The 23,538-nt window shown below is 66.1% G+C and carries 22 protein-coding genes; 16 read left to right on the top strand and 6 right to left on the bottom strand.

Annotated elements, in window-relative coordinates:
* Nucleotides 1–170: 170 nt before the first annotated feature.
* Nucleotides 171–1,094: a glycosyltransferase domain-containing protein gene (locus tag QTI33_RS14525; RefSeq protein ID WP_286506746.1), complete on the top strand. Its 924-nt coding sequence runs from the start codon at nucleotides 171–173 to the stop codon at nucleotides 1,092–1,094.
* Nucleotides 1,095–1,139: 45 nt separating this feature from the next.
* Here QTI33_RS14525 and slmA read toward each other — a convergent pair whose 3' ends face one another.
* Nucleotides 1,140–1,790, bottom strand: a complete 651-nt coding sequence (slmA, locus tag QTI33_RS14520; protein ID WP_286506745.1) for a nucleoid occlusion factor SlmA — start codon at nucleotides 1,788–1,790, stop codon at nucleotides 1,140–1,142.
* Nucleotides 1,791–1,913: 123 nt separating this feature from the next.
* On the opposite strand from slmA, the gene galE reads away from it, so the two are divergent.
* Nucleotides 1,914–2,933, top strand: coding sequence for a UDP-glucose 4-epimerase GalE (gene galE, locus QTI33_RS14515; protein ID WP_286506744.1), 1,020 nt, complete (start codon nucleotides 1,914–1,916; stop codon nucleotides 2,931–2,933).
* A 24-nt stretch (nucleotides 2,934–2,957) separates the two neighbouring features.
* Here the strand turns inward: galE and argB are convergent, their stop codons facing one another.
* Nucleotides 2,958–3,851, bottom strand: coding sequence for an acetylglutamate kinase (gene argB, locus QTI33_RS14510; RefSeq protein ID WP_286506743.1), 894 nt, complete (start codon nucleotides 3,849–3,851; stop codon nucleotides 2,958–2,960).
* 393 nt (nucleotides 3,852–4,244) lie between these two features.
* On the opposite strand from argB, the gene QTI33_RS14505 reads away from it, so the two are divergent.
* From QTI33_RS14505 to QTI33_RS14445, 13 genes are all read left to right on the top strand, one after another.
* Entirely contained in the window at nucleotides 4,245–6,086 is a 1,842-nt protein-coding gene (locus QTI33_RS14505; RefSeq protein WP_286506742.1) for a hypothetical protein, read from the top strand.
* Nucleotides 6,087–6,237: 151 nt separating this feature from the next.
* Nucleotides 6,238–8,571, top strand: coding sequence for a secretin GspD/PilQ domain-containing protein (locus tag QTI33_RS14500; RefSeq protein WP_286506741.1), 2,334 nt, complete (start codon nucleotides 6,238–6,240; stop codon nucleotides 8,569–8,571).
* 16 nt (nucleotides 8,572–8,587) lie between these two features.
* The gene (locus QTI33_RS14495) at nucleotides 8,588–9,133 is read left to right on the top strand and encodes a hypothetical protein (RefSeq protein ID WP_286506740.1); all 546 of its coding nucleotides are present in this window, start codon (nucleotides 8,588–8,590) and stop codon (nucleotides 9,131–9,133) included.
* A complete protein-coding gene (locus tag QTI33_RS14490) occupies nucleotides 9,130–10,839 on the top strand; it encodes a GspE/PulE family protein (RefSeq protein ID WP_286506739.1) in 1,710 nt (569 codons plus the stop codon). The genes QTI33_RS14495 and QTI33_RS14490 overlap by 4 nt, the downstream gene beginning before the upstream one ends.
* Before the next feature lie 12 nt (nucleotides 10,840–10,851).
* Nucleotides 10,852–12,093, top strand: a complete 1,242-nt coding sequence (locus QTI33_RS14485; RefSeq protein ID WP_286506738.1) for a type II secretion system F family protein — start codon at nucleotides 10,852–10,854, stop codon at nucleotides 12,091–12,093.
* Nucleotides 12,094–12,134: 41 nt separating this feature from the next.
* Nucleotides 12,135–12,611, top strand: a complete 477-nt coding sequence (gspG, locus tag QTI33_RS14480) for a type II secretion system major pseudopilin GspG (protein WP_286506737.1) — start codon at nucleotides 12,135–12,137, stop codon at nucleotides 12,609–12,611.
* 34 nt (nucleotides 12,612–12,645) lie between these two features.
* Nucleotides 12,646–13,104 (top strand): pilus assembly FimT family protein, encoded by a 459-nt coding sequence (locus QTI33_RS14475; protein WP_286506736.1) that lies wholly within the window; start codon nucleotides 12,646–12,648, stop codon nucleotides 13,102–13,104.
* Nucleotides 13,101–13,607 (top strand): type II secretion system protein, encoded by a 507-nt coding sequence (locus QTI33_RS14470; RefSeq protein WP_286506735.1) that lies wholly within the window; start codon nucleotides 13,101–13,103, stop codon nucleotides 13,605–13,607. Before QTI33_RS14475 ends, QTI33_RS14470 begins: the two co-directional genes overlap by 4 nt.
* Before the next feature lie 4 nt (nucleotides 13,608–13,611).
* On the top strand, nucleotides 13,612–14,274 hold the full coding sequence (locus QTI33_RS14465) for a type II secretion system protein (RefSeq protein ID WP_286506734.1): 663 nt from the start codon (nucleotides 13,612–13,614) through the stop codon (nucleotides 14,272–14,274).
* A complete protein-coding gene (locus tag QTI33_RS14460) occupies nucleotides 14,271–15,332 on the top strand; it encodes a type II secretion system protein GspK (RefSeq protein WP_286506733.1) in 1,062 nt (353 codons plus the stop codon). The genes QTI33_RS14465 and QTI33_RS14460 overlap by 4 nt, the downstream gene beginning before the upstream one ends.
* On the top strand, nucleotides 15,307–16,440 hold the full coding sequence (locus tag QTI33_RS14455) for a hypothetical protein (RefSeq protein WP_286506732.1): 1,134 nt from the start codon (nucleotides 15,307–15,309) through the stop codon (nucleotides 16,438–16,440). Before QTI33_RS14460 ends, QTI33_RS14455 begins: the two co-directional genes overlap by 26 nt.
* Nucleotides 16,437–17,045: a hypothetical protein gene (locus QTI33_RS14450; protein WP_286506731.1), complete on the top strand. Its 609-nt coding sequence runs from the start codon at nucleotides 16,437–16,439 to the stop codon at nucleotides 17,043–17,045. Before QTI33_RS14455 ends, QTI33_RS14450 begins: the two co-directional genes overlap by 4 nt.
* A complete protein-coding gene (locus QTI33_RS14445) occupies nucleotides 17,042–17,569 on the top strand; it encodes a hypothetical protein (RefSeq protein ID WP_286506730.1) in 528 nt (175 codons plus the stop codon). Before QTI33_RS14450 ends, QTI33_RS14445 begins: the two co-directional genes overlap by 4 nt.
* 37 nt (nucleotides 17,570–17,606) lie before the next feature.
* Here the strand turns inward: QTI33_RS14445 and QTI33_RS14440 are convergent, their stop codons facing one another.
* Complete coding sequence (locus tag QTI33_RS14440; protein WP_286506729.1) at nucleotides 17,607–18,701, bottom strand: glycosyltransferase family 4 protein; 1,095 nt, start codon at nucleotides 18,699–18,701, stop codon at nucleotides 17,607–17,609.
* Nucleotides 18,702–18,745: 44 nt separating this feature from the next.
* On the opposite strand from QTI33_RS14440, the gene QTI33_RS14435 reads away from it, so the two are divergent.
* Nucleotides 18,746–19,513 carry a glycosyltransferase family 2 protein gene (locus QTI33_RS14435; RefSeq protein WP_286506728.1) on the top strand — a complete coding sequence of 256 codons (768 nt, stop codon included), beginning with the start codon at nucleotides 18,746–18,748 and terminating at the stop codon, nucleotides 19,511–19,513.
* On the opposite strand, the gene QTI33_RS14430 is transcribed toward QTI33_RS14435, so the two are convergent.
* From QTI33_RS14430 to QTI33_RS14420, 3 genes are read right to left on the bottom strand one after another with little or no spacing between them, the layout of a single operon-like run.
* The gene (locus QTI33_RS14430) at nucleotides 19,495–20,547 is read right to left on the bottom strand and encodes a glycosyltransferase family 2 protein (RefSeq protein ID WP_286506727.1); all 1,053 of its coding nucleotides are present in this window, start codon (nucleotides 20,545–20,547) and stop codon (nucleotides 19,495–19,497) included. The two genes, QTI33_RS14435 and QTI33_RS14430, sit on opposite strands and share 19 nt — an antisense overlap.
* A 31-nt stretch (nucleotides 20,548–20,578) precedes the next feature.
* Nucleotides 20,579–21,571, bottom strand: a complete 993-nt coding sequence (locus QTI33_RS14425) for a glycosyltransferase family 2 protein (RefSeq protein ID WP_286506726.1) — start codon at nucleotides 21,569–21,571, stop codon at nucleotides 20,579–20,581.
* On the bottom strand, nucleotides 21,568–23,454 hold the full coding sequence (locus tag QTI33_RS14420) for a glycosyltransferase family 2 protein (RefSeq protein ID WP_286506725.1): 1,887 nt from the start codon (nucleotides 23,452–23,454) through the stop codon (nucleotides 21,568–21,570). Before QTI33_RS14420 ends, QTI33_RS14425 begins: the two co-directional genes overlap by 4 nt.
* Nucleotides 23,455–23,538: the final 84 nt, after the last annotated feature.

The following is a 23,538-nucleotide window of genomic DNA, read 5'->3' as shown; positions in this document are numbered from 1 at the left end:
GACGAGCATTCTGTGGCAGAACCGGCCGGCTGCGAATAGGGCCTCTCTATGCCGCGCATAGTCGGTTCTTGCTTGTTACCTGGGTTTGCGCGGCGTTAACAAAGTTGTCAGGAAGCGCTAATTCGTCGCGGTCAAGCTCGCTCACCTGAAGCGGCTGACCCCAGGACCCCATGGCAAGCGACAAGAATACCTGCGTCTACACGGTGTTGATCGGCAACTACGAGGCACTGAACGAGCAGCCCGTCGCCCGCCGCTCGGGCATCCCGTTCATCTGCCTGACCGACGACCCCTCGCTGCGCAGCGAGACCTGGAAGATCGTCACGCTGGCCCCCGCATTCAAGATGGACCCGATCCGCAGCCAGCGGATGCTCAAGATCTGTCCGCATCGGGTCGGAGCGCTCGACGGCTTCGAGCGCTCGCTCTACATCGACAACTCGGTCGTGCTGCATGAAGCGCCGGAGCAGATCATCGAACGCCATGGATGGGCCCAGGGCATCGGCCTTCCGGGGCACAGCGACCGCGAGAGCGTGATGGATGAATTCATCGAGGTGGCGCGCAACGGGTACGACGACCAGAACCGGATCTTCGAACAGCTCAACCACTACCTGACGTACGGCGAGCCGACCTTGAGCGAGCGGCCGTACTGGACGGCCATCATGCTGCGCGACCACCGCGACCCTGCGGTGCGCGCGGCCATGCGGCGCTGGGCCGACCACGTGCTGCGCTATTCGAGGCGCGATCAGCTGTCGCTCAACGCAGCGCTGCGGGACGCCGGCATCGTCCCGGCGCGCTGGGAACTGGACAACCGCGCATCCTGGTTCCACACCTGGCCGCATTCGCACCAGCGCGATCGCTTCAGCGGTGGACGAGACCCTGCCGCATCGATGACGCCGCCGCTGGCGCAGATGCGGGCGGAAAACTTGAAACTGCAGCTGAGGCTGGCCCATGCGCTGCAGCAGACGAACGCGTCCATTGCCGCCATCCATGCCAGCACCAGCTGGCGGCTGACCTCGCCGCTGCGCCGCCTGAAGCAGTGGCTGCAGCGCGCCGCGGATGCCGCCGCGGCGCGACCTGCCAACCCGTCCGGGCACTGAGGCCGGAGGGCGCGCCGCGCGGGGGCCGTCGGCCCCGCACGGCGTTCAGTCTCGAAGCATCAGCGCCACCGAGGCATCCAGGTGCTCGGACGGCGCCCGCCGGAAGCCCGAGCGCGCAAAGCGCTGCAGCCGCCCGACCACGAAGGCCGTGAGCGCCGACGCGCGCACCTGCGCGTCCAGGGTGGGCGTGGCGGAGCCGTCGGCCGCCGCCGCGTCGCGCAGGGCCTGGCGCAGGGTCGCTTCGATCTTGTCGAAGAACTGGTTCATCCGGCTCTGCAGGCGCTCGTTCTCGAACACCAGCGCATCGCCGACCATGACGCGGGTCATGCCGGGGTTCTTCTCGGCGAACTGGACCAGCATCGCGACGATGCGTGCGGCCTGCTCGTGGCCCGGCGCCTCGCGCTCGACGATCTGGTTGACCAGCGTGAACACACTCTGTTCGATGAAGTCGATCAGGCCCTCGAACATCTGGGCCTTGCTGGCGAAATGGCGGTACAGCGCGGCCTCGCTGACATCCAGCCGGGCGGCCAGCGCGGCCGTGGTGACGCGTTCGGCTCCGGGCTGCTCGAGCATGGCGGCCAGGGCCTGAAGGATCTGCACGCGCCGCTCGCCCGGCTTAGGGCGCTTGCGCGTCGGTGCGGCCACCGGTTCTGAACTGCTTGTGGCGCCGGGGGCGCTCGGCTCGTCGTTCTGCATGGGCGCGTGCAAAATGTAAAAAAATGATTCTCGCACGGGAACGTTAGCGCGCGCCAACCGGGCAAGCCCTGCCTGTCGCGCAGAATCGACAACTCATTCACGTTTCCGAGCACAAGACAGACCATGAGCCCAACGATTCTCGTGACCGGCGGCGCCGGATTCATCGGCAGCCACACCTGCGTCGCGCTGGCCGCTGCCGGCTATGTGCCGCTGGTGCTGGACAACCTGGGAAACAGCGATGTCCGGGTGTTCGACCGGCTCGCGCGAATCAGCGGCGAGGCGCCGCGTTTCGTGCAGGGGGATGTTCGCGACCGGGCCCTGCTCGATCGGCTGTTCGCCGAGCAGCCGATCGCCGGCGTGATCCACTTCGCCGGCCTGAAGGCGGTCGGCGATTCGGTGGCCGATCCGATCACCTACTACGACAACAACGTGCATGGCAGCTTCGTGCTGGCCGCGGCCATGCAGGCCGCCGGGGTGCGCACGCTGATCTTCTCGTCGTCGGCGACGGTCTATGGCGAGCCGGATCATTCGCCGATCCCCGAAGACGCGCCACGCCGACCGGCCAACCCGTACGGCCGATCGAAGCTCATGGTCGAGGAGGCACTCGGCGACCTCCAGCGTTCGGACCCGACATGGCGGATCGCGCTGCTGCGCTACTTCAATCCCGTGGGAGCACACGAAAGCGGGCTGATCGGGGAGCAGCCGCAGGGGCGGCCCAACAACCTGATGCCTTTCGTCAGCCAGGTCGCCGTGGGACTGCGCGACAAGCTCGCCGTGCATGGCGGCGACTACCCGACGCCCGACGGCACCGGCGTGCGCGACTACGTCCACGTGATGGACCTGGCCGAGGGCCACGTGGCGGCACTGAAGCATGCCGAAAGCCAGGCAGGACTCGCCACGCTCAACTTGGGCACCGGCCGGGGTGCGTCGGTGCTCGATGTGGTGAAGGCCTTCACGCGGGCCTGCGGCCGCCCCATCGCCTACGAGATCGGTCCGCGCCGCGCCGGAGACGTCCCGGCCTACTGGGGCGACCCGGCGCTGGCGCAAGCCACGCTCGGCTGGACGGCCCGCCGCGGTCTCGACCAGATGTGCGCCGACAGCTGGCGCTGGCAGCAGGCCAACCCGCGGGGCTACGAAAGCTGAGGCCTGTTCACGGGCCCTGCGCCCTCAACGGGCCCGGATCATCGTGCCGTAGGCCTGGTCGGTGAGGATTTCCAGCAGCATCGCGTGCGGCACGCGGCCGTCGATGATGTGGACCGCATTGACGCCGCTCTTGGCGGCGTCGAGCGCGCCTTCGATCTTCGGCAGCATGCCGCCGGAGATGGTGCCGTCGGCGAACAGTTCGTCGATCTCCCGGGCGCTCAGATCGGTCAGCAGGGTGCCGTTCTTGTCGAGCACGCCGGGGGTGTTGGTCAGCATCATGAGCTTTTCGGCCTGCAGCACGGTGGCCAGCTTGCCGGCCACCACATCGGCGTTGATGTTGTAGCTCTCGTTGTTCTCGCCGAAGCCGATCGGGCTCACCACCGGGATGAAGGCGTCGTCCTGCAGCGCCTTGACCACGCTCGGGTCGATCGAGACGATGTCGCCCACCTGGCCGACGTCGTGCTCGACGTTGGGATCGTTGCGGTCGGCCATCTTGAGCTTCTGGGCCCGGATCAGGCCGCCGTCGCGCCCGGTCAGGCCCACCGCCTTGCCGCCGGCCTGGTTGATCAGGCCGACGATGTCCTGCTGCACCTCGCCGGCCAGCACCCACTCGACCACTTCCATGGTCTCGGAGTCGGTCACGCGCATGCCCTGGATGAAGTGGCCGGTCTTGCCGAGCTTCTTGAGCGCCGCCTCGATCTGCGGGCCGCCGCCATGCACCACCACCGGGTTCATGCCGACCAGCTTGAGCAGCACCACGTCCTCGGCGAAGTCGGCCTGCAGCTCGGGGTCGGTCATGGCATTGCCGCCGTACTTGATGACGATGGTCTTGCCGTGGAACTTGCGGATGTAGGGCAGCGCCTGGGCCAGGATCTCGGCCTTGTCGCGGGGGGGGATGTTGAGGGCGGGTTCGGTCATGAGCTTCCACGTTCACAGCGAGAGGCGAATTGTGCCGCATGGAGCGGAGGATCGCCGCCGAGCACCCATTGGATGGCACATTCAAGACACAAATACATTATGTAATAAATAAAAATACGAATATCTAATTCAACTTCCCGCCAAATAGACGCTCAAATGTTATCGCAATGTTAATTCTCTCCATCAACTCTTGATCGAGCCTCAATTAAGTTGCCACAAGGCAACATTTGCGTTGAAAAACAGAAAAATACCAGCAGGCCGACCCCATAATCCGCCTGTCACGCATCACTGAAGGCAAGTCAACGAGAATGTCATTGGAATTTTCATAATTCCAGTGGATTTCTTTGGCCGTCCGCAATGCTGGCGTCAACTCAGTTTTTCACAGGGAAGATAATGAAACTAACCAAAATCGCAATCGCGGCTGCCGGCCTGGCACTCACTGGCGGATATGCCAGCGCTGGTAACTTCCAGACCAACTCTACGGTTATCGCTCAAGAAGTGGTGATCAGCGACGCACAGCAGATCGTGTCGCCACAGGTCAGCTATTCTTTCGCCAACCCGGTTCGCAACCCCACCAACGACACCTATTTCCAGATCCAGCTGAAGCTGGACCAAGGCATCTGGCAAGTACCCTCCCATAGCGGCTTTCCGTCGGCCACCATCGACGACACCCCCGTCTCCCCAGGCAACGTGGGCAACGTCGCGCTGGTCAACGCTGCCGGTCTCGTGATCGCCAACGCATGGGCCGTCAAGATCGATGACAAGACCATCAAGGCCACCTTCCTGGTGCCAAAGGGCCCAGGTGAAAACAATGCCCGCGTCGTCTTCAATGCCAACGGCGTGCAGGCTCTGTCGCTCGTCCAGCCCGCCAATCCGGCCACCGACGTCGCCTACGACGGCAATCGCATCAAGATCAGCGGCCTGAAGACCGTGGTCGGCGATCTGGTCGATTGCACCTCGGACATCAAGAAGATCGTCGGCACGATCACGCAGTACCCGGACATCACCGATCCGGCCTTCACCGCCACCACCGCCAACTCGAGCTCTTCGTCCGAAGACAAGGCGCCCAACGCAGTGAACAGCGGCCCGGTCGCCAGCTTCCCGGTCAACCTGAAGGTGTCGGGCGAGGCATCGTCGCCGATCGCAGTGCAGAACTACTCTCAGCAAGGCAAGACCTTCCAGTACCAGAGCGCCGTCGGCACGCCGCAAGTGACCGCCTCGGGCAAGACCGTCCAACTCGGCACGGTCCGTTTCGACCAGCAGGCACAAGGCTACGACTCCGACCTGCTGAACATCTACGGCAACTCGACGCCCACCGGAACCTTCGTCACGACCGCCACCACGAACACCGGTGGCGTCGAACTGACCAACTTCCAGACCCTCATCACCGGCGAATTTGCCGCCGATGCCAAGCTGTGGCTCGTCCCGGCCGGCGCGGCCAACGCCCCGACGGCATGCGCCGACACGGGCTACGCAGGCGGGGTCAGCCCCGTCGCTGGCTCGGCAACGGTGGGGTATACCAACCCGGCAGGTATCAACAAGGGCATCAACTACGCGGTTTGCTACGGTGTGGGCGGCGCTGCGGTCATCCCGACGAGCGCATTCAATGCACGCCTGGTCCTGAACAAGGCACCGGACGGTCTGTCGTCCACCGCAGCCGTGCGCTTCCAGGAGCAGAACAACGCCTGCCGTGCCCAGTTCAACGTCGGCGGCGGCATCCGGATCGACGTTCGCAACTACGCGTCGTACGCCAAGTTCGGCAACTCGGGCACCTCGAGCACGCTGCGCATCATCAACAACAGCGAAACCGCCACGGCCGACCTGTACGCACAGATGATCTACGCCGACGGCAAGTACGGCGCCTGGGGCAAGCTGCCTGACCTCGCTCCGCGCGCGGCTGTCAACTACAGCAACCGGGAACTCGAGTCGTTCATGACGAACGCAGCGGCAGCCTCGAATCCGTTCGGTGCCAATGCCACCAACTACTCGAGCTCCGGCGGCGCAAAGGTCGACAGCCACACGGCTGCCGGCGTGGGTGATCGCGTTCGCATCGTCTCCACCACCGGTTCGACCCTGCGCGTCCAGAGCTATATCTCGTCGGGCAGCGTGATGATCGACACCTCCGGTGCGCAGGGCGTGGACTTCGAAGGCCTGGCAGCGCCGCTCAACGGCCGCGCACCGACCACGGACGCACAACCGAACTCGCAAGACGCGATCAACGGCCTGAGCCGCTGATCGACACAGAGGTTCCACCGCGCGCCCTCCGGCGGGCGACAGTGAACATGAACCAGGAGGGGCTTCGGCCCCTTCTGGTTCTTTTTGCTTGTTTTGGCTATTTGATCCGTTCTCAGTCCCCTGGCGAATCCCTCGCGCTGGTTTGGCTTTCATGAGCATTCGCAATTCTGTCTTTCCGTTCCTCACATCCCGCGTTCACGCAGCCACGCTGGCTGCGCTGGCGCTCGCCGGTTGCGCCGCGCCCAACCTTCCCCCCTCGACCGCGCCTCTTGCGTTCGATCGCAGCGAACACGATCGCCAAACCGGTCTGATCGGGGCTGCCCCTCCTCAGCTCCCCACAACCACCCCGATGTCCGCCACCCCCGTGGTGCCGCCGGACGTCACGGACAACGTCCGCACCACGGCACCCTCGCCACTCGATGCCACAAGCTCCGGGAACCTGAGCGTCAGCATCGAGCAAATGCCGCTGCCGAGCTTCATCCAGGCGATCTATGGTGGCATCCTCAAGCTCAACTATTCGGTCGATTCGGCGGTCGGGTCGCGCCAGGATCTCATCACCTTCCGCACCCCGCGCCCGTTGAGCGCCGCCAAGCTGGCCGAACTCAGCGCGCTGCTGCTCAAAAGCTATGGCGTGGTCGTGCAAGATTTCGGCGGCGTGCTGCGGATCGTGCCTGCCACCTCGACCTCCGCCACCGTGCCGCAGATTCGGCGCGGTCGCGCGCTCCCGGCGGTTCCGCAGGCGTTGCGTCCGGTCTTTCAGTACGTCGAGTTCGAGGCCATCCGCGCCGCCTCGGCGCTGCCGAGCATCCGCAAGATCGTCGGCGAGCGCGTTCAGCTGCAGGAAGACGGCATGAACGGCGTGCTGATCACCGGCCAAAGCGATGACGTTCAGATCGCTCTCGACCTGATCCGAATCTTCGACCAACCCAGCATGCGCGGCCAGCGCAGCGTTCGGATCACGCCGCGCTTCTGGGGCGCCGAAGAGTTCGCACGGCGGCTCACCGAGGTACTGCGTGCAGAGGGCTACGTGGCGGCCAATCAGGTTGATCCCACTGCGCCGATCATCGTGCTGCCCATGGCAGCCATCAACAGCGTGCTGGTCTTTGCCCAGCGCGACGACATCCTCAAACATGTGCAGGCCTGGGCCCAGGAGCTGGACCAGATCAGTCAGGTGCAGCAAGGCGGGAGCCTGTTCACCTACCCCGTCAAGAATTCGGACGCAGCAGAACTGGCCCGTTCGCTCAACGAGTTGATCGGCGGTGGCGACGGTTCCGGCGCGGTCCAGCCGACCAGCGCCGCGGGCGCCACCGCGGCCCCTGGCACACCCGGTACTGCCGCCACCTCCGCGAATGTCAATCGGCGTCGCGGCGTGGTGGTGAACAACGCCACCAACACGCTGATCTTCCAGGGCGGTACCCAAGAAGAGTATCGGCAATGGCTCGGCCTGCTGGCCGAACTGGACAAGCCCGTAAAGTCGGCGCTGATCGACGTGGTCGTGGCCGAAGTCAGCTTCGACAGCGCCAACCAGCTCGGCTTCGCCTGGCAACTCGACCAGTTGTCGAGCCAGTCGGGCATAAGTCTCAGCGGCACGATCTACGACGTCAGCCTGAGCGGCGCGGGCGCCAAGATCAATGCACTGCTCGGCGGCAATCCACTGCGTCAGCTGGCGATCAACGCGTTGTCCCAGGACAAGGGCTCCAGGGTGATTTCCAGTCCGAAGGTGATGGCGCGCAATGGAGAAACCGCCAGCATCACGGTCGGCGACGACATCCCCACCGTCAGCTCGCAGGCCGTGACCCAAGGCAGTTCGTTGATCGGGGGCAACAGCACGGTGGTACCCCAGTCGGTGCAATATCGCAGCACCGGCACCATCCTGCGCGTGAAGCCGGTGATCCATGCGGGCGATCGCATCGATCTCGACATCTCGCAAGAGGTGAGTTCGGCGACGCCGACGGACACCGGCGTCACCACCTCGCCGACGATCAAGAATCGCCGCGTCGAAACCAAGCTCACGATGCGCGACGGCGCCACGGTGATGCTCGGCGGCCTCATCGGCGAGACCACCGACCGGGTCGATGCCGGCGTGCCTTTCCTGAAGGACATACCGATCGCCGGCAGCCTGTTCAAGAGCGCGACGCGAAACAAGTCCCGCACCGAGCTGGTGATCCTGATCACCCCCTACATCCTGAACGACAGCTTCGACGCCGAGACGGTGACGGACACCTTCCAGAACTCGCTGAGCGACTGGATGAAATCGGTACGGCCTCGCGTCGGGCCGAGGCCACCCGGTGCGCCGCTGCCGCCAGCCGCCTTGCAGCGGCGCCCCGAGTCGCAGCCATCGGCGGATGCGGTCGAAGCCAGCCAGGTGATGGAAGCCGCTCCGGCTTCTGCCTCAACCCCGGCCTTGAACACCCCCCCGGAGCCTGCGGCCACCAAGGCGCCCGCCGGGCCATCGGACACGGATGAACCTGCCTCGGCGAGCTGAAACAGGACAACCCAAGATGACCGATCAATTCATCAGCGGACGGGTCGACGCCGGCAGCCGGCTTGGCGCGGCGGGTGAGCGGGGCCGCCGGCCGACGCGCAGGCATGCGCTCGCGATGCTGGCCGCCGCCGGCTTGAGCCACCCGCCCGTCCAGGCCCAAAGCCCGGCGCCGACGGACCCCCTGTTTGCAGTCAAGACCGCAGAAGCGGTGCTGGCGGCCCTGACGCCAGCGATCACGGTCGACAAGCTGGAAAGCGGCAATGAACTCCTGTTGGACGTGCCGGACGTGGTGCGAAGCGGCGAGGTGATCGTCCGGATGACGAGCGTCATGCCGCAGACCCAGCGGATGTGGCTGCTCACGCTGCAGCCCGATGCGCTGGCCACCGGCGCCCTGCTGGCTCAGTTCAAGTTCGGGCCGCACGAGCCGCCGGAGGCGCGTGCGACAGTCAAGCTCGACGCCACGCAGACCCTGCTGTTGGTCGCCCAGGCGAGGGGCAGGTACTTCGGCGTTCGACGCGAGGTCAAGGTCGGGTTCGACATCGACGATGCGAGGTCGAAATGACCGCGGCCGCGACCCGCGTCCCTTCCTTCGACGAGTACCTGCGCAATGCCGGGATCTTCGGCGACGCCGTCAACGAGCAGTTGCTGGCGCTGGGGCCCATGCGCGCCGAGTCGCTGCTGGCCCTGCTGCGCCGCACCGGCATGGTGCCGGAAGAGCAGTTGGCACAGTCGCTGCAGGACTACACCGGCTGGCCGCTCGTTGCCGGCAGCGAGCTGGCCGCGCTGGAGCCGCGGATTCGCGAAGCGCTGGCCTCGCTCCAGCTCAACATCAGCTGGTGCCGCGAGCATGCCGTCGTGGTCTGGCTGGAAGAAAGCCGGGTGGTTTGCGCCGTCGCCGATGTGCCGACGCGGCCGTTGGCCGAGTTGTTGCGCATCAAGAGCGGCAACGGGGCCCTGGGCAAACCGTCGATGCGGCTTGCGCGGCTGAACGACCTGGAAAGCGTCCTGTCGCAAATCGAAGGGAACGCCCAATCCCCGACTGTGCATGCGGGAGGCATCGCCCACCTGCGCGAGCTGGCCGAGGAAGGACCGATCGTCGAGCTGGTCAACAGCCTGTTGAGCCAGGCCATGACGCAGCGCGCGTCGGACATCCACATCGAACCCGGCGAGCGCCAGTTCGAAGTCCGGGTCCGCGTCGACGGCGTGATGCGCCCACTGCAGCGTGTTCCCCTCGATCGCTTCGACGCCACGGTCTGCCGCATCAAGATCCTGTCGCAGCTGGACATCGCGGAACGGCGCCTGCCACAGGATGGCCGGATGACGGCGCGCATCCACGGCGAGAGCTTCGACATCCGGGTTTCGGTGCTGCCGGGCGTGCGCGGCGAGTCGGTCGTCATGCGCCTGCTTCGGCAGGAGCGCCAGACCTACGCCCTGTCGGACCTGGGCATGCGGGCCGATCACTCGGCCCTGTTCACGCGCTGGGTTCAAGTGCCCAACGGCATCGTGCTGGTCACGGGCCCCACCGGATCGGGCAAGACCACCACGCTGTACACGGCGCTCGACCTCGGCAACGACGGGCTCAACAAGATCATCACGGTCGAAGACCCTGTCGAGTACAAGCTGCACGGCATCACGCAGTTGCAGGTCAATGCGGACATCGGCTACACCTTTGCTTCTGCCCTGCGCTCCATCCTGCGCCACGATCCCGATGTGATCCTGATCGGCGAGATCCGGGACCATGAAACTGCGGCCATCGCCGTGCAATCCGCATTGACGGGCCACCTGGTGTTCTCGACGCTGCACACCAACAGCGGCGCCGGCGCCATCAGCCGTCTGATCGACATGGGCATCGAGGTCTTCCTGCTGGCATCGAGCCTGCGCGGCATCATGGCGCAACGACTCATCCGGCGACTTTGCCCGCATTGCAGCGTGCCCGTCGCAGTCGAGGCTGCACAGCAGTCGGCGCTGATCCAGTCGGCCATCCGCAGCCTGCAGGCGCAGTGTCCGGGTCTTGAGCCGGGCCCGCCTGCACTGCGAGAAGCCCGCGGCTGCGACGCCTGCCTGCACACCGGGTACCTCGGTCGCGTGGCCGTCTACGAATTGTTCGACGTGACGGAAGACATCCGCCGGCACATCCGGCCCGATTGCAACGAGTCGGAGCTGATCGACTTGCTGCGCAGCCAGGGCGTGCGTTCCATGTTGCAGGACGGCTTGCTCAAGGCCTGGGACGGCACGACCACGGTCGAAGAAGCCCTGTCCACCGGCTAGCCGAGCATCCCGATGCCAAGTTTCAACTACAAGGGCCTCGATGGCGCAGGCAAGCGCATCTCAGGCACGCTCGAGGCGGCGTCGACGTCTCAGGCGCTCGCGAACCTGGCCAGACGCGGCTGCCAGGTCTTCGACCTGAAGGAAGCCGGCAGCCAAGTGCAGGCACACGACCCCGGCTCGGGCAAGGCGCTGCTTGCCGGTTGGGTCCGGCGCGGCAAGACCCAAGTGTCGCAGTCCGACCTGCTGGTGGCCGTGCAGGAACTGGCCACGCTGCTGGAAGCCGGGGTCCCGCTGGCCGATGGCGTCGAAAACATCGCCCAGGGCTACGCCGCTCATCCATTGGGCGATGCGCTGCGTGGGGTCTACGCGAGCCTGCGGTCCGGCGCCGGCTTCGCTCGCGCATTGAGCGAGTCGACGCTGCGCATCCCCGAATACGTGCACGAACTGGTGAGCGCCGGCGAAGAGACGGGCAAACTGGCCCAGTCGCTGCGGTCGGCCGCGCAACAGATGGATGCCGATGCCCGCTTCCGGCGCGAGGCGCGCAATGCGCTCACCTACCCGCTGCTGCTGGTGGTCAGCGGGCTGGTCGCCACGCTGGTCGTGTTCGTCTTCGTCGTGCCGAAGTTCGCCAACATCCTGAGCAACCCGAAGGCCGATCTGCCCTGGATGTCGAAATGGGTGCTTCAGTCGGGCCTCTGGCTGGTCAGCAACAAGCTGCTGGCGCTCGGCGTGGCCGCCGTCGGCGCCACAGGACTGGCCGCGGCCCTCTCCCGGCCGGGCACTCGCGCCTGGCTTTGGGAGGCCGCCAGCGCTGCACCGCTGCTGGGCAATTGGATCCGCCACGTCGAACTGGCACGTTGGGGCAGCATGCTGACTGTGCTTCTGGACCACCACGTGCCCCTGCTCGAAGCGCTCGCACACTCGCGCAACTCGCTGACCGGCGCTCAGTGGCGGCGCAAGGCGGACTTGATCGTCGGTGACGTCCGCAGCGGCAAGGCGCTGGCCGACGCGATGCAGGCGCACCATTTTGTCGATGCGATCGGCCTGAACCTGATTCGCGTGGGCGAACGTTCCGGCGCCTTGCCCAAGACGGTCGCGTCGCTGGCGGCCCTGCATCGAGCGAGCAGCGAGCAAAGCCTGAAGCAATTTCTCGTCCTGCTGGAGCCTCTGACCATCCTGATGGTCTCGGTGTTGCTCGGCGGAATCATGATTTCCGTCATGGTCGCCATCACCAGCCTGACCAATGTGATCTGACCGCACCCTGGTGCGCCATTCTTAGAGTCCCTTCCAATCCCATGAATCCTCAAGCACGTTCTTCTTCTCGTTCGTCCGCCGCCCGTTCCAGGACCCAGCACCGCGCACGCGGCTTCACGCTGCTCGAAATGCTGGTCGTGATGGTCATCATCGGCCTGCTCGCCGGACTGGTCGGCCCCCGCATCTTCGGCAAGGTCGACTCCAGCAAGGTCAAGACGGCACAGACCCAGATCAAGATGCTGGAAAGTGCCGTCCAGATCATGCGGCTCGACGTCGGGCGGATCCCCGCGGGCGACCAGGCACTCCAGTGGCTGGCAAGCCCGCCCACCGACGACGAAACGGCAAAGAGCCTGTGGAAGGGGCCCTACATCGAGGGCAAGATTCCGGTCGACCCTTGGAACACGCCCTACGCCATTAAGGTTCCAGGCAACGACGGCAAGCCCGTGTCCATCATCTCGCTCGGCGCCGACGGCAAGCCGGGCGGCGAAGGCCTGGACGCCGACATCGGCGAACATTGAGCCGGGCCGAAACGTGCCTCACAAAGAGTCCGCAATGGTCCGCAACGACATGCCTTCTGCGAGCGCCCAGCGCGCGCGGTACAGGGCACGCCGGCAAGGATTCACCCTGATCGAGATGATGGCGGTACTGGTGCTGTTCGCGATGTTGTCGGCGATCGTCCTGCCCTCCTTCCAACGCTGGTTCGACGGCCTCGACGACAGGGTGCAATCGACCGAGCTGGCGTCGCGCCTCCAACGGCTCTATGCGCGGACCGCCATGCTGTCCCAGGCTTTCGTTCTGACCTCGGAAACGGCAGCGCACCCCTTGGCCGACGGCCAGCCGGCCTTCGCGCTTCCCGACGGCTGGCGCCTTGCGGATGGCAGCACGTTGACTTTCTCGGCAGCGGGCTTTTGCGCGCCGGCGGCGCTCGAGCTTCGCTCGGGCCTTACGACGCTGATGCTGCGCGTGGACGAAGGCAGCTGCGATGTCAGCATCGAGCGGAAGCGACCATGAAGGCGCGCCGACAACCGCCCCGCGCCGCTTCGGGCTTCAGCCTGCTGGAAGTCATTGCCGCGCTGGTGATCCTGAGCATCGGCGCATCGGCCGCGTTCAGCTGGCTTTCTCAAAGTGTGTCGACGATGTCGCGCCTGCGCACCGAAGAGCATCTTCAGATGGTTCGGCTCGAAGTCCTGGACTACCTGCGGGCCATCAATCCAAGCGCCCGCCCGGAAGGCGCGGTGCAAATGGCCGGCTACGAGTTTTCCTGGACGAGCCGACCATTGCTCGACGCCGTGAGCGCATTGAACGAAGTTCGCGCACCGGGCGCCTACGAGGTGTCGCTGCACGAAGTAACGGCGCATGTTTCGCTGCCGTCCACCATTCCGGCGACCCAGTTCGACATGGTGCTGCCTGTCACCGGTTTCCGACAGGTCGGCGAGGTCGCAGGCGGGGTGGCGGCGCTGCTCGACAAGATCGGCAAAGGCGATCGACCCGTCGAGCCCGCTGCGCAGAAATAGAAACATGCCCTCCGTCTCGCATCCCCGGCCGCTGCGGCAGAGCGGCTTCACGCTGATCGAGCTCCTGGTGACGATCGTGATCCTGGGTTTCGTCATCGGCGTGATGTCGAGCGCCTTCACGCAGGTGGCCCAGATCCTGCGCGTGGCAGCCGAGAGCGGGGGCGGCTTCCAGGAGCGCTGGTTGCGCACCCGCGCACTGCAAGAACTGGTTTCCAATCTCGTGTTGACCGAGCATTCGAGTTCCCGGCTGACAGGCACGGCGGACGCGTTCGACTGCCTCACGCTGGCCTCTCCCCTCGCAGCGCCGGGTGCGCCGCAGCGCGTTCATGTCACGCTCGAACCAGTGTCACTACCGGATGGCCGCACGGGCACCGATCTGTCGGTTCGCACCGTCGACCGGGTGGGAACGAAGTCCCAGGAGGCCGCGACGCGCTGGGTCCGATGGCCAGGGAGCCTCCGCTTCAGCTACATCGACCGCGCTGGCAAGGAGTACGTCAGTTGGCCACCCGCAGAGAACCGGGCCGACGAGTTGCCCAGCGAGTTGCTGGTGCGCCCGGCCGCGGACGACAAGGTGCTGGTGCGTACCGCCATCTTCGAAGGCGCGCTCTACAAGCCCAAGGCCGCCAACCTCAAGGCCTTGCAGGATTTCCTCGGATTCGCACGATGAAGGCAGGCAAGGCTCAGCAGGGCTTCGCGCTGGCGGCCGTTCTTTGGCTTCTGGCCGGGCTCACGGTCGTCGTGGCGTCGGTGAGCGGGATCACGCTGACCGCGGCAGAGCGCGTGGCGCAGTTGCGCCACCGCGTGGACTTCATGCAAAGCGCCTACGGGACCCGGGCTCATTTGCTCTACTGGCTTTCCGGCACCGGAACCGATGCCAACAGCTTCACCGACGACGTCAAGCGCGTGCGCGCCGACGGCACCGACTACCAGGTGATGCCGGGCAGCACCGCAAGCCTGCAGGACGTCGGCGGCCTGATCGGCCTCAACGCGCCCCAACGAGCCTTGCTCGGGAAGTTTCTGCAAACATGCGGCATCGACGGCTCGGCGGTCGACCCGCTGATCGATGCCCTGGAAGACTACACGGACGGCGACGATCTGGTCAGGACCCAGGGCGCGGAGCGCGAGGCCTACGAGGCGAAGTCGCTCGCGCCACCGCGAAATGCCCCCCTGCTGTCGGTGGGCGAACTGTGGGGCGTCATGCGATGGGCCGACGTGCGGCCGTTGCTCGAAGCCAGCCATTGCGATCGGGCCTTCACGGTAGAGGAGTCGGCGGCCCGGTACCCCAATCCGGCCACCTCGCCGCCGACGGTACTGCGGGCGCAGGGCGTGACCGACGACTTGATCCAGGCCGCCGCCCAGGAAGGCCGTGACGATCCTGTCGAACTGCAAGCCACGACCCAGCGGCTGCGGGCCTTCACCGGTCCTGAGGCAGGTTTGAGCGGGACGTCCTACGTCGTCCAGCGGACCGTGCGCGTCGTCCATCGGCAGGCGGACAACGGCCCTTGGCGCCTGCAATACACCTTGCGGTTGACACCGGATGTCGAAGGGCGACCCTGGCAGATCGTCGAGCCGTCGACGCGCGCCGTGACGCCCGACACCTCGACCGCCTCGCCATCCCCCACCTCCTCTGCGGCCGAGCCGCGCTCTCCACCACGCGTCCTGCCCTGGCCGGACTCGCCTCCAGCGAAACAGATTTACAATGTTAAGAAGCTGCTATCTTTTTGACGAGCAAGGCAACGATCTAACCCTGGCCGAGGGCAAAGGGCCCAGCGCGTTGCGCCATGCGCTCGGCGTGGTGCTCGTCGTGCCGCGCAGCCTGTGCCTCTACCTGCGGCTCGACGCACGCGGCATCCCGCTCCTGCGGCTGCGCTCCTATGCACGGCTGCAATTGCTCGCGCGATCTCCGGTCGTGCATCCTGACGTTTTCGTGGCGCGACAAGGCGATGCGCTGCATCTCTGGTTGTGGGATCGCGCGTTCGTCCAGTCGTTCGCCGGACGCCAGGGGCTGCCGGCTTCGCGCATCGAAGTCCTGCCAAGCAGCGTGCTCACGAAACCACCTTCGCCCGATGGCGCGGTACTGCTCAGAACGCCCGGATCTGCCGGTGTGCATGCGCAACTCTGGCAGGCCGGGAACCTGCTGCACGATGGCTGGTTCGAGGAGACGCCGGATGCCCTCGAATGGCGAATCTGGCGCGACGACATCGAGCGCCAGGAAGGCATCCAGTGGCCCGAGACGCTGCCCCTGGCGCGAAGCAGCAATGCACTCGGACGCCGGTGGGGCCGCAACCTGCTGCGCGAACGCGCGCTCGGCGCAACCCTGCCGGGTGCGCCCGTTGCGCGAATGGCCTTGGGCTGTGCAACCCTGGCGACGCTCGGCTACGGCGTTGCGCTGCAAGCGCAGCTCTACCTCTACCAGGCGCGGATCGAAGAGGTCCAACGCGCCCAGACCGAAGTGTCGGCACGCCTGCGTCCCATCGAGGCAGCCCGCCAAGCCGCGTTGGAGGCGCAGCGATGGGTGACCCAGGCCGATCGACTGGTGCAGCAGCCGCCGGCCACCACGCTGCTGGAGCGCATCGGCAGCACCGTGACAGGACAAGGCGCCGTCGTCCGAGATCTCGACATCCAGGGCGACATCATGCGGGCGACCCTTGCGCCGGCGGCAGGTGAACTGAGCCTGCCCGACCTGACCGCGGCGCTGACGCAGGTCGGCGAATTCGACGACGTGCGCTTTCTCGACGCGGCTCCGGGCAAGGGTTTCAGGTTCGCCTGGCGACTTCGCGACCGCGATGGCTCCGCACGCGTCGCCCCCCGAACCGGATCGGACCGATCATGAGCAACGCTCGCCTTCGCTGGCTGTTGTGGACGGCCGCTCTCATCGGGTGCTGGACCCTGCTGCTGGATTGGCGCGACGATCTGGAGCCCGTGCGGCGTGAAGCGCATGCGGCCCAGGCGCAGCGTGCCCGGGAGTTGGCATCCATGGAAGGACTCGACTGGATTGGCGAAGCGTCTCGCGCGCGCGACGCCCGTATCGAATGGCTGAGCCGCTTCATCGAAGCCGATACGCCCGGCCTGATGCGCGTGATGGCACTCGAACATGTCAAAGAACTATGCGAGGAGGTCCAGGCCGGCTGCACGATCAGCCTGATCGGGAACGACGCCGACACCACCGCCGTGGCCTCCTCCGCCCCCCTGAATGCCAGCGCAGCGGTGCTTGCCGGCACACGTCCCATTCAGGTCAAGGTCAGCTTCAACTTCGTTCCGGACGCATTGTTGCGGCTGCTGCGGGGCGTCGAAGCGGGTGACAAGCTGACTTCCGTCGACCGACTGCTCATCACTGGACCACGTGCCGAACTCCAGCTCAGCGTATTCGGGGTCGAGGCGGGCGAGGGGCGAAAACTGCGGGCCACCATGGCGGCACCCAAGGGAGACGGATCATGAGAGCCTTGCAACGAGAGCAACTGGCCTGGGTCGTCATCGCAAGCGTGACGCTCGGCAGCGGCGGCGCGCTGGGCTGGGCCCAAGCCCAACGCGATCTGCAACTCGCCGCTGCGGCCGCCGCCGTCCCTCGAGAAGGCGGCCCCCGGCCGCTGGCCCTGCCGCGTCCTCCTTCCAAGCCGACGACCGAGGAACGCTCGCCGCCGGCGATCGCCCGGAAATCCGCCATCCCTCCACCCGGTGGATTCCCTGTCGATGTGCTGCAGGAAATGTGGGAGGTCTCGCTGCAAACGCCTCACAAGATCGGCGACACGCCGCTCACCGCCGAGAACTGGTTCATCACCGGTGTCGTCATGCAAGGCGCCGAGCAACAAGTGATCGTGCAACGCGGCAGCGACCCCAAGCCCCACTTTCACAAAGTGGGCGACTTGCTGCCGGGCGGAGCGCGCATTGCCTGGGTCCGGCCCAGTGCCATTGGCCTGATCACGCCGAAGAGCGAGCGCATTTCCCTGCCGCTGCGCCGTTGATCCGAAGCGCCACCCTCGACGATGCCGCGCCCACCATTCAGGGCCGCAGCCAGCGCGGCACCTTGAACCGGACGATCATCAGGTAGGCGGCGACATAAGTGGCCACGAACAGGATGCAGAAGGCGACCAGCACCAACGTGTTGTTCCAAAACAACACTGCCGGCACCACCGTCAGCGCCGCGAAGATCCACAGGTACGGCGAGGTGCGGTTGTTGCGCGCCAGCAGCTGCCGGGCCTCGTCGTCGGCGAAGGCCACGCGCACGATGCGGCGGAAGATCAGCTGGTGGAAGTGCAGCGCGTCGGCCGTGCCCGGCGACTGGCCGCGCGCCACCTTGCGGTAGATCGAGAACAGTGTCTCCCAGACCGGGTAGATCAGCAGCAGCATCGGGAACCAGGGCGAGACCACGCGGTGCCGCTGCACCAGGGTGACGGCGGCGATGGCGATCACCATGCCCCAGACGTAGGCGCCGCCGTCGCCGGCGAAGATCTTGCCGCGCGGGTAGTTCCAGATCAGGAAGCCGAGCGTGGCGCCGACCAGGCAGATCACCATGGCGGCGAGTTGCCGGTCGCCGACCTGCAGCGCGACGTGCGAAATCGCCAGGCAGACCAGCACCGCGACCGTGCCGGCCAGGCCGTTGTAGCCGTCGATGATGTTGAAGGCGTGCGGCAGGCCGCCGATGGCCAGGGCGGCGAACAGCATCGCGGCATAGGGCATGGCCTGCAGCCAGCCGTCGACGGCCGGGATGCCGACCCGCGCCAGGCCCAGGTTGAGCACCCAGCACAGCAGCAGCGCCGAGCCGATGGTCAGGCTGAGCCGGTAGCGCACCGACACCTGCTGGGTGACGTCCTCGATGATGCCGCCGAGGACGGCCGGCGCGATGCACAGCAGGGCCAGCGCCGAACTCTTGAGCGGCCAGGAAACGTTGAACGGGTCCGAGCCGATGCCCGCGACCAGCCAGGCGACGCCGGTGCCGATGAAGATGCCGGCCCCGCCCAGGCGGGGCACGTGCCCCTTGTGGAAGCGCTGCGGCATGTCGGCGCCGTAGCGCCGCGCATGCCGGCGGGCGCGGCGCATGAACAGCTGCACGGCGACGGCAGAGAAGAGGAAGCTGATGACGATCAGGGCAATCATGGGGTGGTGTGGGGAACCCTAGAATTCCCGGACGAAATTAGACCATGCCGATGCCCCCCTCTTCCCCTGCCTCCATCACCGTGTCGATCGTGAGCCACGGCCAGCTCGACCTGGTGCGCCCCCTGATGGAGGAACTCGACCGCTTCAGCCGCGGCACGGTCGCCAAGGTGGTGCTGACGATCAACATCCCCGAAGCCGACGCGCTGGCGGGCCTGCGCTGGGGCTTCGAGGTGGAGCGGATCGAGAACCCGGCCCCGCTGGGCTTCGGGGCCAACCACAACCAGGCCTTCGGCCGCTGCGCGACACCGTGGTTCCTGGTGCTGAATCCGGACATCCGCTTCGATCGCGACATCCTGGCGCCGCTGGTCGAGCAGGCGCGCCCGGACAGCGGCCTGCTGACGCCGCGCATCCTCGAGCCCGGCAAGGACGAGCCCGAGCAGCACCGGGCGATCATCACGCCGCACGAGATCCTGGTGCGCCGGCGGCCCGGCTACCGGCGTCCGGCGGTGCCGCACTGGATCCCGGGGCTGTTCATGCTGTTTCGCAGCGACGCCTACCGCGAGATCGGCGGCTTCGACGAGCGCTTCTTCATGTACGGGGAAGACTTCGACATCTGCGCCCGCACCCAGCTGGCGGGCTGGAAGCTGCAGGTGGCGGAAGACCTGCTGGCCCGGCACGACGCCCAGCGCGCCAGCCGCACCAGCCACCGGCACCTGTACTGGCACGTCACCAGCCTGCTGAAGGTGTGGAGCTCGGCGGCGTTCTGGCGCTTTCGCGGCGCCCTGCGCAAGGCTCAGGCCTCGGTGCGGTAGATCCGGCGGAAGCCGCGGATCAGGGGCAGCTTGGTGGCGGCGCCGATGGCGCGGACCATGCCGGGGGTGCTGTGGGAGAGCAGGAAGCGGGTCAGCCGCAGCCTGGTCTTGGCCTTGAAGCCGACATAGGGATTGGTCAGGACCATCCGGGCGTAGTCGTCGAGGTGGGCGAACATTTCCTCGCGGTACTCGTTGTCGAGCTTGATGGCCTGGATCGAATGGTCGACGAACAGCTTGCCGAAGCGCGGCATCAGGTAGTCGCGCAGGTAGAAACGATTGCGCTTCGGCTCGTCCGGGAACATGGCGGCGAGCTTCAGGAAGAAGCGGTAGCGGCTGCGGATCATGCGGATGCCGAAGGAGGTGCTCTCGGTGTGGATGCACCAGACCGTGACGGCGCGATCGAGGAAATGGTTGCTGTAGCCCTTGCGAAAGATGCGCATGAACAGGTCGTCATCCTCGAAGCCCATGAACTGCGAGTCGAACCCCTGCACGGCCTCGAAGGCCGTGCGGCTGACCAGGGCCGCCGACGGCAGCACGAACATGTCATAGCGCAAGATGTCGAAAATGCTGGTCTTGGGATGGTCCTTCGAATGCTGCTTGACGAGTTCGGTACGCACCACGTTGCCGTCGACATCCGCCTCATACAGATCGGCGTAGACGAAGCCGAACCGCGCGTCGTCCGCCGGAATGGCATCCGCGAGGAGTTCGATGTGGTTCGGAAGATAGAAATCGTCCTGGTCCAGGAAACAGATGTAGTCCGAACGCGACGCCGCCACGCCAGCGTTGCGGGCCGAGCCCTGGCCGCCGTTCTCCTTGTCGACGATGCGGAACGGATAGCGCTCGGCCAGAGCCCCCAACGCAACCCGCTCTTCCGGGCGCGAGCCGTCGTTGACGACGATGACCTCGTCGGCGGGCACCGACTGGTTGAACACGCTCTTGACGGCCCGCTCGATGAAGTCGGCACCGTTGTAGAACGGGATGACGACGACGACGGTGGGCTTGGCGACAGCAGGGGAATCGTTGTTGGCGGGCATTCAGCGTAGCTTGTGATACATCGGGGCGGTCTCAGACGGATTCGAACAGGTCGCGCACGACGCCGCGCGCGCCGCGGCCGAACTTCTCGTAGCGGCCGGTCATGGCTTCGCGCAGCACCGGCAGGCAGCGCGCCAGGCGCGACGCCGGCAGCGCGGCCCGGAATCGCTGGTGTTCGAGCTTGTCGCGCAGCTTCTGGATGGTATCCGCAGGCACTTGGTCGCCCAGCGACTGCAGGCGTTCGAGCAGCAGCTCGGCCTTCCGGGCTCGATCCTGGTGGGTGGTTCCGCGGGACGCGAGCGCCTTGCGGACCTTGCCCATGAAGCTGTCCCGGCGGGCGCCGATCTGGTTGCTTTCGTGCTGGCGGTAGTCGATCAGCGCCTCCTCGAGCACGTCGACCCGGCCGATCGCCGAGGCGACGATGCCGAGCCACTCGTCGTGCAGCCACTCTTTCGGGAAATCCAGCGCCTGTTCGAGCAGGGAGCGCCGGAACAGGGTGGTCGCGCCGGTGACGAGGTTTCGGCGCAGAAAGGCGTCGAAGGCGCGGCCGCCATGGATCCAGGCGCGTTCGAAGGGCTTGACCTCCAGGGCATGGAAGAGCGATTGACCCAGGTCTTCCAGGGCGCCGTCGACCAGCCGGGCATCGGTGTGGAGCAGCAGCAGGTCGGGCTGCTGCTCGAACTCGGCCACCATCCGCGCCAGACGCTCCGGATGCCAGACGTCATCCTGGTCGCTCAGAGCGATCAGGTCGCCGGTACACGCGCCGGCGGCCTGTTCGAAATTCTTGGTGACGCGCAGGGCCTTGGGGTTACGGATCGCCTTGAAGCGGATCGACAGGCCCGGACGCTCGCGCTGGCAGGCCTCCAGGGCAGTCTGCGCCAGCTCGACGCAGCCGTCGGTGGAGGCGTCGTCGGACAGGACGATTTCCGAGGGCGGCAAGGTCTGGAGGCAGATGCTGCGGACCTGCTCGGCGATGTAGCGGGCGCCGTTGTAGGTGCACAGGGCGACGGAAACGGAGAGGGTCATGAGGCTACGGGGCCGGTGATCCAGGGCACGCGAGGCGGCCAGGCCAGACCGAAATCCTCTGCGTACACGGTGAGGTTGGGGTTGTAGGCCGGATCGTCGGCGATCAGCTCGCGCCATTTCGAGCGCATGTAGTCCTGCTCCTGGTCGAAGCGCTGGCGCTTCGACGGCGAAAAATCGGAACCTCGCGTTGCCGATTCGTGGTGAAACAGTTCGGCATGGGGAGTCCAGACATTGCGGTACCCAGCTTCGAGCAGCCGAAGGCAGAAGTCGACGTCGTTGTAGGCGATCTTCAGTTCGACTTCATTCAGTCCGCCCATTTGTTCGTAGAGCGATTTGCGAACCACCAGACAGGCCGCGGTCACGGCGGAGAATGATTGCACCGACGCTCCCCGTCGCATGTAACCAGCCTCGGTCGCCGGCAGGAACTTGTTGGCGTGCCCCGCCACGCCCGTGGCGCCGCCGACGCCCAACAACACGCCGCCATGCTGAACGGTCTCGTCCGGGTACAGCAACTTGGCACCCACGGCGCCGACGCCGGGCTGCATGGCCAGGGAAACCATTTCTTCGAGCCAGGCTGGCGAAATGACTTCGATGTCATTGTTGATCAAGCCGAGCACTGCTCCGCGAGCATGGCGCGCCGCCATGTTGTTCAAGGCCGAATAGTTGAACGGGCGGTCGTCCCGAATGAGGCGGATCCCCGGCTGTCCATCGAGCTCCGCCATGTAGGCCAACGCGTCCGGCTCATCCGACCCATTGTCGACCAGCAGGACCTCGTAATTCGGATAAGTCGTGAGCATGACGATGCTCTCCACGCACTGTCGGAGCAACGCCAAGCCGTTGCGGGTCGGAATGATCAAGGTGACCAAGGGCAGCTCAGGCGGGAGCGCGTACTGCACATGCCGCACCCCATCGGCCTCAGCAATGCGCGCCGAAATTCCTGTGCGCTCGAGATGTTCGGCGAGCGCCCGCAGTTCAGCTGCGCCCCCGCGCGTTGGATAGGTCGCAGCGGATGGGCTTCCCTTGTGCCAGAGCATGCGTGGAATCCGGTGAATCTGCTCCGGACGCAATCGCTCGGTGCACCTCAGCACGAGATCGTAGCCGGCAGCTTCGCCGGTCGCCTCCCGAAACCCGCCGACCTCCCTGATCAATGCCGTGGCGAACGCGGCCGCGCCAGCAACATAATCTTGCGCGTAGAACAGGTCGAGATTCCAGGCCGGCTTGAAGCAAGGATCGCTGCGCCGGCCGTCCGGGCCGAGGCGGTCCTCATCGCAAAGGATGATCCCGGCGGCGCTCCGGGCAGCGATCTCGATGGAAAAATGGCTCAGCGCGCACGGCGACAGGGTGTCGCCCGGCTCCAGGAACAACACCCAGTCGCTCTCGACTTCTTCCAATGCACCATTGAAGGCCATGGCTTTCGACGCACGAGGGGCGCTCGCGAAAATCTTGGTACGGGCGGCCGCACGCGCGTCCCGGGCCAGCAGCCCTTCCACCTCGGTGAGCAGCTCGGGTTCGACCGCGACGACCAGGCGCCAGTTCGCATGGTCCTGCGCCAGGACGGCGTCGATCGACGCTGCCAGCAAGCGCCCTTGCCCGGAGAGCGCGGCAAGGACGATCGAGAATGAAGGCCGCTGCAGCCGGCCGGCCATGCGAGCGCAAAAAGGATCCGGAGCTTCGGGCTGTGGCGTGTCGTATAGCTCGACCCACTCGACATAGCTCCGATTGTTTCCCGGCGAGGTCAGCATTGGCGATGCCTTCCGGCCCAGTTGCCGGCTCAGCCACCGCAGCGGTGCCGAAACGCGCCAGCTGGTCGACTGGCGCATCGCTTGCAGTTGCTCCTCGAGCCCCGTGACTTCCGAAGTCAGCAGCCGGACCTGGCGATGCAATCGAGCCTTTTCCTGATCGACGCTGCGCGGACGCGGACCGCTCGGCCGACACGTCGCGGGCAGGGTTGGCTTTGTAAACATTTT

Origin of the sequence: Variovorax davisae (genome assembly GCF_030316845.1) — a bacterium.
GTDB lineage: Bacteria > Pseudomonadota > Gammaproteobacteria > Burkholderiales > Burkholderiaceae_C > Variovorax > Variovorax davisae.
This window is presented reverse-complemented; position numbering and strand designations above follow the sequence as displayed.

Bases quoted from the DNA above. Each gene is read 5' to 3' on its own strand.
- QTI33_RS14435 (WP_286506728.1), top strand. From the start codon at position 18,746: ATGCCGATGCCCCCCTCTTCCCCTGCCTCCATCACCGTGTCGATCGTG.
- QTI33_RS14505 (WP_286506742.1), top strand. From the start codon at position 4,245: ATGAAACTAACCAAAATCGCAATCGCGGCTGCCGGCCTGGCACTCACT.
- QTI33_RS14495 (WP_286506740.1), top strand. From the start codon at position 8,588: ATGACCGATCAATTCATCAGCGGACGGGTCGACGCCGGCAGCCGGCTT.
- QTI33_RS14500 (WP_286506741.1), top strand. From the start codon at position 6,238: ATGAGCATTCGCAATTCTGTCTTTCCGTTCCTCACATCCCGCGTTCAC.
- QTI33_RS14430 (WP_286506727.1), bottom strand. From the start codon at position 20,547: ATGCCCGCCAACAACGATTCCCCTGCTGTCGCCAAGCCCACCGTCGTC.
- QTI33_RS14440 (WP_286506729.1), bottom strand. From the start codon at position 18,701: ATGATTGCCCTGATCGTCATCAGCTTCCTCTTCTCTGCCGTCGCCGTG.
- argB (WP_286506743.1), bottom strand. From the start codon at position 3,851: ATGACCGAACCCGCCCTCAACATCCCCCCCCGCGACAAGGCCGAGATC.
- galE (WP_286506744.1), top strand. From the start codon at position 1,914: ATGAGCCCAACGATTCTCGTGACCGGCGGCGCCGGATTCATCGGCAGC.
- slmA (WP_286506745.1), bottom strand. From the start codon at position 1,790: ATGCAGAACGACGAGCCGAGCGCCCCCGGCGCCACAAGCAGTTCAGAA.
- gspG (WP_286506737.1), top strand. From the start codon at position 12,135: ATGAATCCTCAAGCACGTTCTTCTTCTCGTTCGTCCGCCGCCCGTTCC.
- QTI33_RS14455 (WP_286506732.1), top strand. From the start codon at position 15,307: ATGTTAAGAAGCTGCTATCTTTTTGACGAGCAAGGCAACGATCTAACC.
- QTI33_RS14460 (WP_286506733.1), top strand. From the start codon at position 14,271: ATGAAGGCAGGCAAGGCTCAGCAGGGCTTCGCGCTGGCGGCCGTTCTT.
- QTI33_RS14475 (WP_286506736.1), top strand. From the start codon at position 12,646: ATGGTCCGCAACGACATGCCTTCTGCGAGCGCCCAGCGCGCGCGGTAC.
- QTI33_RS14465 (WP_286506734.1), top strand. From the start codon at position 13,612: ATGCCCTCCGTCTCGCATCCCCGGCCGCTGCGGCAGAGCGGCTTCACG.
- QTI33_RS14490 (WP_286506739.1), top strand. From the start codon at position 9,130: ATGACCGCGGCCGCGACCCGCGTCCCTTCCTTCGACGAGTACCTGCGC.
- QTI33_RS14485 (WP_286506738.1), top strand. From the start codon at position 10,852: ATGCCAAGTTTCAACTACAAGGGCCTCGATGGCGCAGGCAAGCGCATC.
- QTI33_RS14425 (WP_286506726.1), bottom strand. From the start codon at position 21,571: ATGACCCTCTCCGTTTCCGTCGCCCTGTGCACCTACAACGGCGCCCGC.
- QTI33_RS14525 (WP_286506746.1), top strand. From the start codon at position 171: ATGGCAAGCGACAAGAATACCTGCGTCTACACGGTGTTGATCGGCAAC.
- QTI33_RS14470 (WP_286506735.1), top strand. From the start codon at position 13,101: ATGAAGGCGCGCCGACAACCGCCCCGCGCCGCTTCGGGCTTCAGCCTG.
- QTI33_RS14445 (WP_286506730.1), top strand. From the start codon at position 17,042: ATGAGAGCCTTGCAACGAGAGCAACTGGCCTGGGTCGTCATCGCAAGC.
- QTI33_RS14450 (WP_286506731.1), top strand. From the start codon at position 16,437: ATGAGCAACGCTCGCCTTCGCTGGCTGTTGTGGACGGCCGCTCTCATC.